Genomic DNA, 16,861 nt, shown 5'->3' with positions numbered 1-16,861 from the left:
TTTTGTTCTACAACTTTATTACAACCAAGGCACAAAAGACAACATAGGATCACAAGAACTTTAACTTTCATAAAACTAAATATACGTATAAAGTTAAAAACTGTTAAACTGTAACATGCTAATACATAAGAGTGTAACATTTTATTTTTTTGGTCGTCTATTAGATGTAATCAATTAAAAAACAATAAATCATGAGAACTTTGAACAGCAATCAATTAACAAGTACAACTACAGAAACAAGAAGTTACACTTGGAACAGTAAAAGACGTTATAGATAATAACGTAATTCATCAATCATTAAATCAAATCAATTATGAAAGCCTTATCAAAAATTGTCAATACATCTCACAGTTTAGATGATGACCTAGAAAACATTAAATTATGAAATGGACTTTTAACCTAAGTACATTAAACTAAAAAACCAATACTGCTATAGTGTTGGTTTTTTTATTCTTAATAGTTTAATAACTCTTGGAGTGCCTCTTCAAACTTTCCTTTGGCTAAATATTGTTGCTCTAATTGTGGTGCAAAAGGTATTGGTGTTTCCATACTTGCAACACGTTTTACTGGAGCATCTAAATATTCAAAACAGTCTTCCATTAACATTGCAGAAATGTCGCTAGCAATACCACCAAACATACTGTCTTCCTGAAGTATGATTGCTTTTCCTGTCTTTTTTACAGAACTGATAATAGCATCTTTATCTAATGGCTGAAGTGTTCTTAAATCGATTAAATCTGCTGATATATTAGTATTGTTTTCTAAAGTTTCTAAAGCCCAATGTACACCTGCACCATAAGTTATAATTGAAACATCGTTGCCCTCTTTTAACAAAGCTGCTTTACCAAAAGGTAACGTATAATAATTTGTTGGTACATCTTGTCTTATACTTCTATAAAGGGCTTTATGTTCAAAGAACAGCACAGGATTAGGGTCATTAATAGCTGTAGTTAACAAACCTTTAGCATCATAAGGAAACGCAGGATAAACAACCTTAAGACCTGGTGTTTTGGTAAACCAAGCTTCATTAGTTTGGGAGTGAAAAGGACCTGCAGCAACACCTGCTCCACAAGGCATTCTAACAACGACATCTGCATTTTGTTTCCAACGGTAATGCGACTTCGCCAAATAGTTTACAATGGGATTAAAACCAGATGTTACAAAATCTGAGAATTGCATTTCTACAACAGCCTTCATACCAGCAATAGACAGACCCATTCCCGCTTCAACAATTGCAGATTCACAAATAGGTGTATTTCTAACTCTGTCTTTACCAAACTTTTCTACAAAACCTTCAGTAATTTTAAAAACACCTCCATACTCAGCTATGTCTTGTCCCATAATCACTAAGTCTGAGTGCTTTTCCATAGATTGTTTTAAACCTTCAGAAATCGCATCAATTAGACGTTGTTCCTTTAATTCATTATTTGGCTTAAATTCCTCATAATTAAATATTTGATATACATCATCTAATTCAACACTTTTATTGGGTGTTATTTCAGCTTCTGCATATGCAGATTCAAGAGAAGCGTCAATTTCAGCCTTAATTTCAGTTACATATTTATCATCAATTTCAGCGGAAAGGATTTTTTTACTGAACAAGTAGCTTCTAAAGTTTTCAATAGGATCTTTTGCTTCCCACTCTTGCATTAATTCCTTCGGAACATACTTTGTACCACTTGCCTCTTCATGGCCTCGACGTCTAAAGGTTTTAAACTCAATTAATATTGGTCTTGGTCGTTTTCTTATGCTCTCAGCTAACTTTTTAACTTTAGAATAGGTCTCTATAATATTGTTGCCATCTAATATAAAAGATTCTATTCCATAACCTTTACCTCTATCTGCCAAGTGCTTGCAATAATACTGCTCGTTTGTTGGTGTTGACAAGCCGTAGCCATTATTCTCAATACAGAAAATAACTGGCAGTTGCCATACAGAAGCAACGTTTAATGCTTCATGAAAATCTCCTTCGCTAGTACCTCCTTCACCAGTAAAAACAGCTGTAACTTGTCCATTTTTTTTAAGAAGATTAGCTAAAGCAATACCATCTGCCACACCAAGTTGAGGTCCTAAATGAGAAATCATACCAACAATATTGTACTCTTGTGTACCAAAATGAAACGAGCGATCTCTTCCTTTGGTAAAACCACTTGCTTTACCTTGCCATTGGCAAAATAAACGATGAAGTGGAATCTCTCTGGTGGTAAAAACGCCAAGATTTCTGTGCATTGGTAATATATACTCGTTTGGCTTTAGAGCCATAGTTACACCGACCGAAATTGCCTCTTGTCCGATACCAGAAAACCACTTAGATATTTTCCCCTGTCTTAGCAATATGAGCATTTTTTCCTCTATAAGTCGAGGTCTCAACATGTTGTAATAAAGTTTTAGTAATACTTTATCACTTAGATTGCGCTTATCGTAGTCAATATTGCTTTTAGTTATGGTTGGCATAGATTGTAATTGTTATGCTTCAAATGTAAATAAAATGCATTAATATTACAGAATACTCTGTTGAAATGTCTTTAATACATGTTCACATTTTAGGACTATTTCGTTACTTTTGTATATTGACTTAATTTTTAAATAAAATTCCAATGGATAGAATACCTAGCGTAGATTTAAAGGATTTCCTTTCAGACGACCCAAATAGAAAACAAAAATTTATTGACGAAATTGGTAAAGCATATCAAGATATAGGCTTTGTAGCCTTAAAAGGACATTTCTTAGATGATGAATTAGTCGATAGACTTTATAAGGAAGTTAAAAACTTTTTTGATTTACCTCTAGAGGTTAAGGAAAGCTATGAAATACCAGGTATTGGAGGTCAAAGAGGCTATGTATCTTTCGGAAAAGAAAGTGCTAAAGGTAAAAAAGAAGGTGACCTTAAAGAGTTTTGGCATTTTGGACAATATGTTGAAGATGATGAAGAACGCAAAAAGGAATATCCTGCAAATGTTGAAGTTAAAGAACTTCCTGAGTTTAACAAGGTCGGTAAAGAAACCTACCAAATGTTAGAGAAAACAGCTAAATATGTGCTTCGTGCTTTAGCATTACACCTTGGATTAGAAGAAACTTATTTTGATAATTACATCCATAATGGAAATTCTATCTTAAGACCAATTCATTATCCACCAATTACCGAAGAACCTAAGAATGCTGTAAGAGCAGCTGCTCATGGTGACATTAACCTAATTACACTTTTAATGGGTGCTCAAGGGCGTGGTTTGCAAGTACAACGTCATGATGGTGAGTGGTTAGATGCGATTGCTGAACCTGACGAGTTAATGATTAATGTTGGAGACATGTTATCAAGACACTCAAACAACAAATTAAAATCTACTATTCATCGTGTTGTTAATCCGCCAAGAGAGCTTTGGGGTACATCACGCTACTCTATTCCATTCTTTATGCATCCAATCAGTGAAATGAAATTAGATGTTTTAGATAGTTGTATAGACGAAGAAAATCCAAAATTATACGAAGACATCACTGCTGGTGAGTTTTTAAACGAGCGTTTAGTAGAACTTGGATTGATTAAAAAATAATGGATTTACAAGATCAACTCAAAAATCTTTTTCCTGACCACATACCTGAATCATCAGAAGAACAAACTGATGAGCAAAGTGATATTTGGTTACAGGATGATCCTATAATTTGTAAATACGAAAAACGTAAAGGAAAACCCATCACAATTTTAGAAGGCTATACAGGTTCTACTGAAGATTTTAAAAAACTAGCAAAAGAGCTAAAAACTAAGCTTAGTGTTGGTGGTAGTTTTAAAGATGATAAAATTATCATTCAAGGAGACTACAGAGATAAAATTATGACCATTCTTAAAGAAAAAGGGTTTAACGTAAAACGTGTTGGAGGTTAATTTTTATGTCTAAGCAAATTCTTCATATTACCAATGGTAGTGCTCTAACAGAATATTTAAGAGAATTAGATTTTAAAGATGATATTTTAACATGGCAAGAGATGTTGTGCGAAGGACCAACAATCCCTAAAATTGATTCGGAAGCGTTCTTTCAGTTAAGAAGCGAGTTCTTAAAAGACTACTATGATATTGAAGTTGATGAAAATGAACTTCAAAAAGAGTTGTCTAAATTAGATAGCGCCATTAAATATGACGAAATTCATCTATGGTTTGAGTATGATTTGTTTTGCCATATTAACTTATTAGGTGTTTTAAATCTTTTGCACCAAAAGGAAATAAGGATACCGCTTTACCTTATTTGTAGTGGTCGTGTTGAAGGAGAAAAAAATCTTAAAGGATTAGGCGAACTCACCCAAACTCAATTATTAGATCATTACGATAAACGTATAAGATTAAATAAAGAAGATATAGAGCTTGCCATTACGCTCTGGAGAACATATTGTGGTAAAGACCATAATATTTTAAAACCATACATCGTAAAGGAATCTAGCTTTAAATATATGAGTAGTTGTTTAAAAGCACATTTAAAACGTTTTCCACATCAAAAAAGTGGTCTTAGTGTACTTGAAGACAACATACTAAGATTAGTTAGAGACAACGATATTAAATCTAGACATCATTTATTAGGTTATAGCCTTAATTATCAAGGTTACTATGGGTTTGGTGATACCCAACATCGTCGTTTAATAGATAATTTAAGTATCTTTTTTGAAGAAGATGAAAATAGCTTAAAACTCAACCGAAAAGGCCACGAAGCCTTACTAAGACAACATAATTTTGCTAATGAAGTTAATAACGACATGACCTACGGAGGTGTAAAACGTTTAGAATTTCAGTTTAGCGTAGATCAGAATAAACTTATTAAGACCATACTACATGTCGATTAAAGACTCAGAATTAATTTTAAATCCAGATGGTAGTGTTTACCATCTAAATTTAAAACCTGAAAATATCTCAGACACCATCATTTTTGTTGGTGACCAAGATCGTGTTGAAAAAATCACTAAACATTTTGATAGTATAGAATTTAGCACACAAAAGCGAGAGTTTAAAACCCAAACAGGTTACTATAAAGATCGGAGAATTACGGTACTTTCTACCGGAATTGGTCCAGACAATATTGATATTGTACTCAATGAATTAGATGCCTTAGTTAATATTGATCTTAAAACCCGTAAGCCCAAAACTCAACTCACTAGCCTAAATATTATTAGAGTTGGTACTTCTGGTTCTTTACAAGCAGATATACCTGTTGATGCATTTGTGATGAGTACGCATGGTTTGGACATCAATGGAATGCTTCATTTTTATCAGATTAATGGTATTAGTAATCCAGAAATTGAAGATGCCTTTATAGAGCATACCAATTGGGATAAAAACAAAGCAAGACCTATCATTATCAACAACAGTAAATATTTGGAAAAATACTTTGAAAGCGACAAAGTTTTTAAAGGAATGACAGGTACTGCAGGAGGTTTCTATGGTCCACAAGGACGTGTTTTACGATTACCTCTGCATGATGCTGGTTTAAATGCTAAATTAGATAATTTCCAATATAAAGAATTCCGCATTACCAATTTTGAAATGGAGACTTCCGTTATATATGGATTATCTAAGTTATTAGGTCATGAGGCACTATCATTAAATGCAATTATTGCTAATAGAGCAACCGGAGATTTTAGTAAAGATCCCAAAGGCACAGTAGAAAAGTTAATAGTGTACGCACTAGAGCGAATTGTTAATATTTAAAGTATTATCATACTGATTATAGTCAAAGTATTGGAATAAGGAAGAAGTATAATTTAGGGCATTAGCATGAAGAAAGTAAACATAGGTGGAGTTCCAGAACACTTTAATTTAGCTTGGTACCTCACTCTTAAAAATGGTGAATATAAAGCTGAAGACATTAATCTACGCTGGCATGATTATTATGGCGGAACTGGAGCAATGTGTAAAGGTCTTCGTTCTGGCGACATTGATATTGCAGTCATTCTTACGGAAGGAATCATTAAAGATATCATTGCTGGCAATCCATCAAGTATCGTTCAAACTTTTGTAGAGACACCATTAATTTGGGGAATTCACGTTGCTGATAAATCTAATTTTAAGACAATAGATGATATTAAAGGAACAAGAGCTGCTATTAGTCGTTATGGATCTGGTTCTCATTTAATGGCTTACATTAATGCAAAAAATCATGATTGGAATCTAGAGACTGATCTTAATTTTGAAGTTATAAAAAACCTCACAGGAGCTGTTGAAGGACTAACCAATGGTAATGCTGACTATTTTATGTGGGAAAAATTTACCACAAAACCATTAGTTGATGATGGTGTTTTTAGACGAATAGGTGAATGTCCTTCTCCATGGCCATGTTTTGTTATAGCTGTCAGAGATGAATTTATAGAAAACAATGAAGATGAGCTAAAAACAATTTTAGACATCATTAATACTACAACTTCAGATTTTAAATCTATACCAAGTATCGATAGAACAATTGCGAATCGTTACGATCAAGAAATAGAAGATGTACAAGAATGGTTGTCTCTAACGGAATGGTCTCAAGAATTAATTGATAAAAAGACCATCAACAATGTACAGGAACAACTCTTTAATTTAGATATTATCCCAAAAAAAGTTGATTACTCAGAGTTAGTTTACAAGCTTTAATAGCATTATCTGTTTATAAACAGATAAAATTCAGAAATTTAAAGCATATTATAAAAATCGCTAAAACACCAGTAAACATCGACTAATAACGTTAATTTTTGTTAAAAGAATTAAAGTTAAATCTTACACTTTTTGTTCATAACTTTCAGTATTTCAAATTTTTAGTTACATTTGCTTAACCAAATCAAAGCTATTAACACAAGAAAAAGATTAATATGATTCTAACAATTACTCTGATTCTATCATTTTTAGTTGCTGTAAACTTTTTATTATTAATATTTAGTTGCAATAAGTCTACTAAGAAAGTTGAAAACAAAAAACCACGTATTATACGTGTTGAAAAACCTACACCTACTCTAGTTTCCAATCAATTACAGACTGGTCAACTTGCTGCAACAGGTAGTTAGTTTTACTAAAATGTTTATTGCCAAACCAGTAGCCTCTGTTTGCACTAAGCGGAGATGGATGTCCTGTTTCTAAAATTGAATGAGAAGATATATCAATTAACTTCTTTTTCTTTTTAGCAAAACCTCCCCAAAGTAAGAATACTACATTTTGCTTTTTTTCACTTATGAGTTTAATAACAGCATCTGTAAATTGTTCCCAACCTTTGTTCTGGTGGCTTCCTGCTTGGTGAGCTCTAACTGTGAGTGTAGCGTTTAATAATAAAACACCTTGATCTGCCCAAGGCATGAGATTACCACTTTGTGGATACGGAATACCTAAATCAGATTCAATTTCCTTAAAGATATTAATTAATGAAGGTGGATGCGGAATACCATCATTAACAGAAAAGCATAAACCATTGGCTTGCCCAATACCATGGTAAGGATCTTGACCAATAATAACTACTTTGGTGTCATCAAACGAGCAATGATTAAAAGCATTAAATATTTCAGAGCCTTTAGGAAAGCATTTATGGTTTTTGTACTCATGCTTTACAAAATCAGTTAAACTATTAAAATAAGGTTTATCAAACTCAGATTGTAAATATGGCTTCCAACTTGGATGAATATCAACATTCATAAATATTAATTTTCTCAAAAATAAGAAATAGCACTTTATATAGTGTTAGGCTTATCACAACATTTAGCCTAAATTTGCAATTCTAAAAATTTAAAAATCTCATGATACGTATTCATGAAAAAACCTTGAAAGATCTTGAATTTTTCATGGTTTTAGACCAAATTTCCGAACACACCATAACGGCTCTAGGTAAAGAGGCTGTGTTAAATGTACGAACTATTGAGGTTGAAACACAATTGGTGCGTGAGTTAGAGTATGTAAATGAGTACTTATCTTCTTTTGATAATGATAACCGGATTCCAAATCATGGGTTTGAACCGATTTCAAGAGAAATCAAACTTCTAAATATTGAAAACACCTATTTAGAAGTCGCAAGTTTACAAAAGCTCGTTAGCATGTCACTAACGTCTAATGCAATTGTTGAGTTTTTAGAAAAATTTAAAGAATACTATCCAAAATTAAATCAATACAGTAGTCATATAGAAGTTACTACTGCAATTATAGAGCAGGTTGATGCAGTTATAGATCGTTTTGGTGATATTAAAGATGATGCCTCACCGCAGCTTTCAACATTAAGACAAGAAATTGGTAAGCTCAAAGGAAAAATTAATAGTAGTTTTTCATCAGCACTTTCAAGATATCATGGCTTAGATTATCTTGATGATATTAGGGAGTCTGTTGTAGATAACAGACGCGTGCTTGCAGTAAAAGCAATGTACAGAAGAAAGGTAAAAGGTGCTATAATGGGAGGCAGTAAAACTGGAAGTATAGTATATATAGAACCAGAAACGACCTTACAATATACTAGAGAGCTCAACAATTTAGAATATGAAGAAAAAGAAGAAGTCATTAAAATTCTGAAGGAACTAACTGATTATATAAGGCTTTTTCTTCCACTTCTAAACGATTATCAAACATTTTTAACTAAGATAGATGTTATTTCTGCTAAGGCTAAATATGCTAGAAGCATGAATGCTATTTTACCAGAAATTACCAATGAGCGCAATCTATTCTTAAAAGATGCATACCATCCACTACTATATTTAACAAATAAGGAAAAAGGTGAAAAAACATTTCCTCAAACTGTTGAGTTGCGCAGTGACAATAGAATTATAGTTATTTCTGGCCCAAATGCTGGTGGTAAAAGTATTACGTTAAAAACAGTTGGTTTATTGCAGGTTATGTTGCAAAGTGGCATGCTTATTCCTGTTCATGAACGCAGTGTAGCTTGTCTTTTTGATCGTGTAGTGAGTGATATTGGAGATAATCAATCCATCGAAAATCATCTCAGCACCTACAGCTATAGATTAAAACAAATGAATTATTTCTTAAAAAAAGTCAATAATAAAACGCTTTTTTTAATAGATGAATTTGGTACTGGTAGTGATCCTGAGCTTGGTGGTGCTTTGGCTGAAACATTCTTAGAAGTTTTTTACGAAAGAGAAGCTTTCGGAATAATTACTACCCACTACTCTAATTTAAAACTATTGGCCAACGAGTTACCACACATGCAAAACGCCAACATGCTTTTTAATGAAAAGAGTTTAGAACCTATGTACAAACTTGTTACAGGACAAGCAGGAAGCTCTTTTACCTTTGAAGTAGCACAGAAAAATGGTATTCCATATAGCTTAATAAACAAGTCTAAAAAGAAGATTGAACGTGGTAAAATTAGATTTGATGCTACAATTGCTAAACTGCAAAAAGAACGCAGTAAGCTAGAACGTACCGAACGCTCTTTAAAAGAAAACGAAAAAAAGAAGCTTTCTGAAGCTGAAAAGCTTGAAGAAACTAATGAAAAGATTCAAAAGAAGTTAGAAAGCTTTCAAGAATTGTATGACAGTAATCAACGCTTAATTTACCTAGGACAAAAAGTTAATGATCTCGCTGAGAAGTTTTTTGAAAATAAGCGAAAACGAGAATTGATGTCTGAGTTATTCAGACTAGTCCAAATAGAAAATGCTAAACGCAAAAAGATGTCCGTAAAACAAAAGCGTGCTGAAAAGGCGAAAGAAAAGCAAATAAAGCAAGAGGCTGAAAAGAAAGTCGAAGTTATACGTAAAAAGAAGAAAGCCAACAAAAAGAAAGCAGTTGTTGTAGAAAAACCAAAACCAATATTAAAAATTGGAGATCGTGTACGCATGCATGATGGTAAAGCGGTTGGTAGTATAGATGTCATAGAAAAAAATAAAGCAACTGTTAACTATGGCTTATTTACCACTAATGTTAGTCTTGATTTATTAGAATTGGTTGAAGCAAAAAAATAATAGCTTAAGACCTTGTTAATACCAATCTTAATAACTGTTCTAAACCTTATCTTTGCAATATGGTAAACCATTTGCCTAAAAATAAGCAACTAATTCTTTTTGATGGTGTCTGCAACCTATGTAACAGTAGTGTATTGTATGTAATAAAGCGAGATCAAAACGATAAATTTTTATTTGCACCACTACAAAGTGATATTGGTGAATCTATTACCTCACAATTTAAAATAGAAACTAATAAAATAGACTCTATTCTTCTTTATAATCCTATAAAACAAAAAGTATATTCTAAATCTACTGCAGCATTACAAGTTGCTAAACAACTTAACTATCCTACCAAATTAATGGCTATATTCTTTGTTGTACCTACTTTTATTAGAAATTGGGTATATGATTATGTGGCAAAAAACCGTTATAAATGGTATGGTAAAAAGGACGCATGTATGATACCAACACCAGAACTAAAAGCAAAATTCTTGATGTAAAAAAGCCTTTTAAAAATTTATTCTAAAAGGCTTTCTTTAAATTAACAACTTACTTAAAACTAATTTAACTCAAACAAAATTCAATTCGTTTTGAGGGAAAATCGAATTGGTTAATAGCACAATTTTGTTTACTCAAATTTATAACAAACAACTTTGTCTAATTAAAAAACTCGATATAAACCCATTATTATTGTTCTAAATGTTAAAAATGCACATATCATCCATGAGATGACAGCATACTCATTGAGAAACATTATTTACTTACTGAAAGCAAAATCTTACTAAATATTGGTTTTCTAAAAACATAACTTAAGATACTTTTGGTTATGAGCTTTTTTAAGTTAATGGTTTTAAGCTTAGTAATTTTAAGCCTCAAAGCAATATTATTTTCAGTTTAACCCTAACTTCTGTTAGTTGGGAACGAATTAAACTCCTTAAAGAAATAAGTCTAACCTTTTTAAGGTATCTTATAGAATTAAGATAGATAACATTTGCTTTGAGGTTTTTACTTAAAGTTTTTTTTGAAAAATATATACTATATATTTAAACTTTAAATTTTACTTCAGAAGTATATGATAGTATTTGGTCACAATAATTTTAAGATTAAGACTTTTACTCCAAGAGAATTAAACTTACCACCAGATGATAGACTCAAAGGTGCCGAAATTCAGATTAGACAAAAATATGCACACATATTTTGGATTCCATTTTTTCCGATAGGAAAAATCTGGGGCATTAAATATGAAGGGAGTAAAGATCTTTATCATTTACCTGAAGATATAAAGTTGAAAATAAAGCAACAGCACTCCATAAAAACACCATGGTATAGCTTTCTGCTTTTAATATTGATATGTCTTGGTGTTTCTTGGTTTGCTGCATCAGAAGCAATAAAAGAAGCTAAATGGGAAAGTGATTATTATTTAGAGTTGGCAGAAAACAAAATGCAAATTAAATATCCTACAACAGGAGACTTTTATTCTTTTAACATACACGATGAAGACGATGATTATGGCTATACACCTGTTATTTTAAAGGTGAAAAGTTATAATGATGAAAGTATAGAATTTGTTTCAGGTTATGAAGATCTATTAGCGCAGGAACGATATGAACATAACATTCCTGACGAAATGACTAATGCCTATAAATACATCTATTCGCCTTTTAAAATTAAAAAAGACGATCTGCTTAAAATGCTTAATACTGAATACTCAAAATATTCTTTTACCTCTGGTGCAAACAAAGTTGAAGTTCCAGAGTTTAATAACAGAAGATTTAGTTTTAATAAAATAGAAAGGCAAAAATTAGAAGCAGAAGAGTGAATTAATCAGAAAAATTAAAATACTTTTCAGTTTCTACTCGCATATTTTCATTTATATTATTGTTGAAGTCATTTGTTATATAATGATCTGAAAGATCATATGCACCTCTTCCCAGACTTACAACTGAGATTTCTTCATTATTTGTTGCACTAACAGAGTAATTATAAATTGGTTTATCGTTATGTATATCGTATACTACTATATCCGCAATAAATAGACCAGACTCAAACGATTTTGAGCCTGTAATTTTAGGCTCCATTAGTCTGTAACCATTAATTACAAATACATATTTTATATCTAAAAACTCTTTTATTACATCTAAATCAAGATTGCTACACTTATCCTCATCATTAGATTCACAAAAGTATAAAGCATCATAAGGCTCTTCTAATTTGCGGTTAAAGGAAGGTGTTCCGTCTTTTTCTTTCTCAAGAAAAACAGCTTTAAGCCCTTCTTTATTTCCTATATTATAATTTATAGCTTGTAATTTAATATCATCTAAGTAAAAGTCCTCTGTATTATTTACATTTTCAAAAAGCGTTGTTGTATCTTTTAGCTTCTTAAATAAATTTATTTTACTAAAAATAGCCTCTTTATTTTCTAAGAAAAATGATTTGTTTCCACCTTCTAATTTGGCTTTTAATTGTTCGTACTCTTGTTGCTCTTTTCTATAATCAGCTTCACTTAATTGAGGATCCTTTTCAACACAGCTAGTAAGAATAAATAAAGAAATAAATACTATAAGAGAGATTTTCATTTTGAGTTTTGTATGTGTAGACAATGTGCTACGATTATTTTTTATTTTTCAGATTCAATAATAATGAACCCTATTAAACTTAATAAACAACTTATAATCAAATATTTTTCTATGAGTTTTTTACTTCAAACTCTTTAAAATAAAATCTAAGTTGGGATCAGTATTATCATTAACCACATAAGCATCTGTAAAATACTTAGGTTTTACTGCTAAGCCCAAATCAATAAGTTTTTTCATAGTAGGTATATATTCCTGGCTAACTTTACCAGTTAAAAGGATGCCTAAATCATTTCCGCCTTTAGCATATTTGTAAATATTTCTAATGCCTTTAAGGTATAGATGATCTTTTGTAAATCCACCACCTCTATGTACTCTTAAAGTAATTGCAAAAGCTTTATCTCTATTTAGTTTATGTTGGTTATGCAACAAATGAAAGGTGTCAGAAAAATTATATCCTTTATTAAGGCTATCTACAGCAATAACCCTAAATGCCAACTCTTTTAACCTTTCAATGGTTAAACAACCGCTCATAAATTCAGAATACACGGCCAAGCCTTCTTGAGTTTCAACATTATTTGGTAAACCATTAGAAAATACTTTTAATGGCTGTTCTAGTCCATTAAATGTAGTCACCATGTGTACACCAATCTCATGATTAGTCAATACTTTAAGCTGATTTAAGCTGTATTTATGGCTTTTTCGTAATACTAAAGTTTGTGTATTATTCAATACCATTGCAGCTGCAGAAAGATTATTAGAAATCTTTATGTTGTATTTAAAATCGTAGCGCTTAGAAAATTCAGCAAAATAGTCTCTTGCTTCACTCGCATTATACATTGGGAGCATTTCCTCATCAAACTCAGAGTCATCAAAGCGAAGGATAAATTTTGCGTTTTCAATGTCTTTTTCGGTTGGAGTACCAAAACTTTTAAGACTATTAAAATAAAACTTACGTCCTTGGCCTATAGTTTCAATACATTCTATTAAACCTGAATATTCGTAAATAATATCTTCATACAATTGTCTAATATCCTCATCTTCTATACGTTCTAAACGTTGAGAAAAAAATAAGCGATGTAATTTATAGCCATTAAATCGCATTTTTGGATAATTAAACTCTGGCTCGTAATCAAATTTTGCTGAATAGAACTTTTTCTTTTCTGCAGCAATATTCTGAGGGTTTATATAATTGAGTAATTCAATATTCTTTACCAACCGATTAAGATTGGCGTCAATATCAAATAAATCTTGAAACTCTTCTGTTGTCTTTATTTGGGACATTAGGCTTTAAACTTTCTGTAAAATTCTTCTGCATGCTTTGGTATGAGTGTCTTTAATTGCTGTTCTACTGCTGCAACGACTTCAGGATAAATAACCTGTTTATACTCATCGCAATACACTTTAGCTATTTCGGTTGCCAAAACTAAAGTATTTTCAAAAGTATTGGTAATGAATTTTAAGAAATATCCATTTCCCTGAAAAGTGTCATTAATCTTGGCTGTTTGCTTAATCTTATTAGGCAATTCTATACTTGCAAGCATTTGTCTCCAAGATTCTACCTCTTCACCAAACCTATTATTATCAATATTCGACGTTCCTAAATTCCATGTTGGCACTTCCCTATCCCAACGTTGCCAATTATAACTATGCATATCGTAAACTATGCATACACCAAACTTTTCTTCAATTTTAGAAATTAAAGCTTTTACTACTTTATAAAAATTAGCATGCTTCTGCAGACTTTTGGTTTTTTCGGTTTTTGGTAAAGGATGCTTCCAAAGCTGTTTTCCCCAAGCAGTATCAAAAACTGCATTGCTTGGATCTCTATTAAGATCATATTCAAACCGTGAGTCGCAACCAGTTATTAAGATAGGATGCGAAATAACCATGTTTTTGGTTTCAGGATCTTCTTCGTACCATCTATCATATTCAGAATGCAGGCAGTTGTTCCAAAGATCTTTTCTAAATTGATGTCCATCATGTACTGCTCCACATACATAAGGCACATATTCATCTATTTTTAGTGTAAATGAATAATCATCAGAAACAGCATGAAAGGTTTCTTCTGATTCTATTTTAGCTACAATAGCATTTATTGAAAGTCGCTCCATTATAAAGTTTTAAACAGTCGTTCTAGAGATTTTAACATATTACGTTCATTGATATTAAACTTACCATCAGAAAAGAATAAAGTCTTGATATCTGACAATAGTACCTCTACATCATCTTTGTCGTAATTATGCTGTCTAAGACTCGTCATTATTTTTTGGATACCTTGATAGTCATTATCCTTATCAAATTCTTCATGAATTTCTGAAAAGGTTTTCATGTCTACTTTAGAAATAATGATATTACGCTCTTTGTTGTCCTCTCTAAAGTCTGAATTTGCCGCAAACAACAAGATGTAGGCAACGAGTTCGTCTCTTGTCCAGTCGATTGTTTTCATTTATTTTAGGTTAAAGTTCCATATTCTGTCCATGAGCCATCATAGACCGTTAAATTTTTATAACTACAAACTGAAGCTGCCAAGGCTAGAATACAAGCTGTAATTCCTGAGCCACAGCTAAAAACTAAATATGTTTCTTCTTTTACTAAGTTATCAAAGATTTTTAAAAGTTCTTCTTTAGATTTTAAAATATTACCATTAAATAGTTCTGTGTATGGTAAGCTTTTAGAGTTAGGAATTGTACCACGTCTTAAGCCTTGTCTTGGTTCATCGACTAAGCAATTAAATCGCGCTTCTGAGCGAGCATCTAAAATTAAAGTTTTAGTGTCTTTAGAAAATTGATTAACACCATTAAAGTCTGTCATTAATTCTGGTTGAAAACTAGAAGAGAAATTTCCTTTTTCAATAGATTCTTTCTTATAAGTCTCAATAGGAAAATTTTGCTTTTTCCATTCCTGCAAACCTCCATCTAAAACTGCTACATTTTTAAAACCAAATACTTTGAAAAGCCACCAAGCTCTAGCACTAGAATAGATACCTTTATCATCGTAGACCACAACAAAAGAATCTTTGTTTATACCCAAAGCTCTTGCCTCAGTTTCAAATTGCTCTGTACTAGGCAAGGTACTTGGAAACCTAGCGTTAGTGTCACTAAACTTTTGCTTTATATCAAAGAATCGAGCTTTTGGAATTCTTTCAGAATTATCCTCTATTATTTTGTTAATTGTGGCATCTAAAATAATAACACTAGGTGATTGAAGATTAGACTGTAACCATTTTGCATTAACTAATGTAGGATACATATAAAAGGTTTATTAGTTTGTACTAAAAACTAACTACTGAATACTGCATACTAATTATGCCTCATCAACCGTTTTGCGAAGTCTCGTACGTCTATCAAAAGCTTGAAGTTTATCAAGCACCTTACTTTCTAAGAAGTCAATCACTTTTTCTTCAACCTTAACCTTATTCTTATAAACTTTATTGATGTATGTGATTCCACCAGGCGACATTACATTAACTTCGACCAATTTACCACCTATAACATCAATACCTACAAAGTATAGACCATCGTTAACCAATTTAGGTCCTATTTGTTTGCATAGTGCTTTTTCAGCCTTTGTAAGTGTATGCTTTTGTACACTTCCGCCTGCTGAAACGTTAGAACGATGATCATCAGAACCAGGAACACGTTTCATAGCACCAACAGGCTCTCCATTTAGCATTAAGATCCTTACATCACCTTGGTCAGCACCTTCTATGTAGTCTTGTAGAATGACATAGTTAGAAGTACCATCAGAATTAGATATATAGAAATCTAAAAGCGAATTGATATTACTCATCGCAGATTTTTCAATTAGAATAACACCTGAACCTCCAAAACCATTAAGAGGTTTTATAATCATCTTATCCGACTTAGATTCTTTAATCTGTCGGACTAAATACTTTTTATTCTTAGATACATGCGTATTTGGAATAATATTACTGTGTGCATCTCCAAAAGCAGCAGTATATAGTTTGTTATTGGCCTCACGCATTCCTTCTAAAGAATTTATAATGAATACATCATCCTTTACAGAATCTAAAAAATTAAGCATTATTGGATCTAAAGGAGGATTTGCTCTAAAGAAGATGGCATCAAACCCAGCAAGAGGTAGCATTTCCTCTCTTAATTTTGCCTTATTGTAAAATGACTTTAGTGTTGATGGTACCTTATCCATTCTACCAACAACATTACAAAAAGCATTGGTAACACTATCTCTAATAGTTAAGTTTGCTGGTGTACACATGGCCACACCATGCCCTCTTTTAGAACATTCTTTGATTAAGGCAAGACTGGTGTCATTTTCAGGATCTATTTTATCCCAAGGATACATTATAAAGCAAATATTCATCTATGCTGTGGTTTTTGTTGGTTAATGAAGTTTCTAATTTAATAAAATTCTAATTACAAAAA

16 protein-coding genes are annotated in these 16,861 nt (G+C 31.9%); 8 read left to right on the top strand and 8 right to left on the bottom strand.

What is annotated here, in order from left to right:
* Positions 1-453 precede the first annotated feature (453 nt).
* A complete protein-coding gene (locus tag ACXAFS_RS06375; RefSeq protein WP_475305972.1) occupies positions 454-2,454 on the bottom strand; it encodes an alpha-ketoacid dehydrogenase subunit alpha/beta in 2,001 nt (666 codons plus the stop codon).
* Between the two features lie 143 nt (positions 2,455-2,597).
* Between ACXAFS_RS06375 and ACXAFS_RS06370 the strand changes: the two genes are divergently transcribed.
* The 5 genes from ACXAFS_RS06370 (at position 2,598) to ACXAFS_RS06350 (ending at position 6,607) form a co-directional block, all read left to right on the top strand.
* Complete coding sequence (locus ACXAFS_RS06370) at positions 2,598-3,548, top strand: isopenicillin N synthase family dioxygenase (RefSeq protein WP_475305971.1); 951 nt, start codon at positions 2,598-2,600, stop codon at positions 3,546-3,548.
* On the top strand, positions 3,548-3,877 hold the full coding sequence (locus ACXAFS_RS06365) for a translation initiation factor (RefSeq protein ID WP_475305970.1): 330 nt from the start codon (positions 3,548-3,550) through the stop codon (positions 3,875-3,877). Before ACXAFS_RS06370 ends, ACXAFS_RS06365 begins: the two co-directional genes overlap by 1 nt.
* Before the next feature lie 5 nt (positions 3,878-3,882).
* Entirely contained in the window at positions 3,883-4,824 is a 942-nt protein-coding gene (locus ACXAFS_RS06360) for a DUF1835 domain-containing protein (protein WP_475305969.1), read from the top strand.
* Positions 4,814-5,686, top strand: a complete 873-nt coding sequence (locus tag ACXAFS_RS06355; protein WP_475305968.1) for a nucleoside phosphorylase — start codon at positions 4,814-4,816, stop codon at positions 5,684-5,686. The genes ACXAFS_RS06360 and ACXAFS_RS06355 overlap by 11 nt, the downstream gene beginning before the upstream one ends.
* Before the next feature lie 66 nt (positions 5,687-5,752).
* Positions 5,753-6,607, top strand: a complete 855-nt coding sequence (locus ACXAFS_RS06350; RefSeq protein ID WP_475305967.1) for a substrate-binding domain-containing protein — start codon at positions 5,753-5,755, stop codon at positions 6,605-6,607.
* Between the two features lie 351 nt (positions 6,608-6,958).
* On the opposite strand, the gene ACXAFS_RS06345 is transcribed toward ACXAFS_RS06350, so the two are convergent.
* On the bottom strand, positions 6,959-7,633 hold the full coding sequence (locus ACXAFS_RS06345) for a uracil-DNA glycosylase (protein ID WP_475305966.1): 675 nt from the start codon (positions 7,631-7,633) through the stop codon (positions 6,959-6,961).
* A 101-nt stretch (positions 7,634-7,734) separates the two neighbouring features.
* On the opposite strand from ACXAFS_RS06345, the gene ACXAFS_RS06340 reads away from it, so the two are divergent.
* The 3 genes from ACXAFS_RS06340 (at position 7,735) to ACXAFS_RS06330 (ending at position 11,701) form a co-directional block, all read left to right on the top strand.
* Positions 7,735-9,900, top strand: coding sequence for an endonuclease MutS2 (locus tag ACXAFS_RS06340; protein WP_475305965.1), 2,166 nt, complete (start codon positions 7,735-7,737; stop codon positions 9,898-9,900).
* A gap of 59 nt (positions 9,901-9,959) precedes the next feature.
* On the top strand, positions 9,960-10,382 hold the full coding sequence (locus ACXAFS_RS06335) for a thiol-disulfide oxidoreductase DCC family protein (RefSeq protein WP_475305964.1): 423 nt from the start codon (positions 9,960-9,962) through the stop codon (positions 10,380-10,382).
* A gap of 572 nt (positions 10,383-10,954) precedes the next feature.
* Positions 10,955-11,701 (top strand): hypothetical protein, encoded by a 747-nt coding sequence (locus tag ACXAFS_RS06330; protein WP_475305963.1) that lies wholly within the window; start codon positions 10,955-10,957, stop codon positions 11,699-11,701.
* A 1-nt stretch (position 11,702) separates the two neighbouring features.
* On the opposite strand, the gene ACXAFS_RS06325 is transcribed toward ACXAFS_RS06330, so the two are convergent.
* The 6 genes from ACXAFS_RS06325 to gshB all read right to left on the bottom strand — a co-directional run bounded on the left by ACXAFS_RS06325 (position 11,703) and on the right by gshB (position 16,799).
* Positions 11,703-12,458, bottom strand: a complete 756-nt coding sequence (locus ACXAFS_RS06325; RefSeq protein WP_475305962.1) for a hypothetical protein — start codon at positions 12,456-12,458, stop codon at positions 11,703-11,705.
* 120 nt (positions 12,459-12,578) lie between these two features.
* The gene (locus tag ACXAFS_RS06320) at positions 12,579-13,739 is read right to left on the bottom strand and encodes a flavohemoglobin expression-modulating QEGLA motif protein (RefSeq protein ID WP_475305961.1); all 1,161 of its coding nucleotides are present in this window, start codon (positions 13,737-13,739) and stop codon (positions 12,579-12,581) included.
* Positions 13,739-14,569, bottom strand: coding sequence for an N-formylglutamate amidohydrolase (locus ACXAFS_RS06315; protein WP_475305960.1), 831 nt, complete (start codon positions 14,567-14,569; stop codon positions 13,739-13,741). The genes ACXAFS_RS06320 and ACXAFS_RS06315 overlap by 1 nt, the downstream gene beginning before the upstream one ends.
* Positions 14,569-14,904 carry a hypothetical protein gene (locus ACXAFS_RS06310; RefSeq protein WP_475305959.1) on the bottom strand — a complete coding sequence of 112 codons (336 nt, stop codon included), beginning with the start codon at positions 14,902-14,904 and terminating at the stop codon, positions 14,569-14,571. Before ACXAFS_RS06310 ends, ACXAFS_RS06315 begins: the two co-directional genes overlap by 1 nt.
* 5 nt (positions 14,905-14,909) lie before the next feature.
* Positions 14,910-15,707, bottom strand: a complete 798-nt coding sequence (locus tag ACXAFS_RS06305; protein WP_475305958.1) for a sulfurtransferase — start codon at positions 15,705-15,707, stop codon at positions 14,910-14,912.
* Positions 15,708-15,761: 54 nt separating this feature from the next.
* The gene (gene gshB / locus ACXAFS_RS06300) at positions 15,762-16,799 is read right to left on the bottom strand and encodes a glutathione synthase (RefSeq protein ID WP_475305957.1); all 1,038 of its coding nucleotides are present in this window, start codon (positions 16,797-16,799) and stop codon (positions 15,762-15,764) included.
* Positions 16,800-16,861: the final 62 nt, after the last annotated feature.

The organism is Winogradskyella sp. ABM4_392, from assembly GCF_056160445.1.
This window is presented reverse-complemented; position numbering and strand designations above follow the sequence as displayed.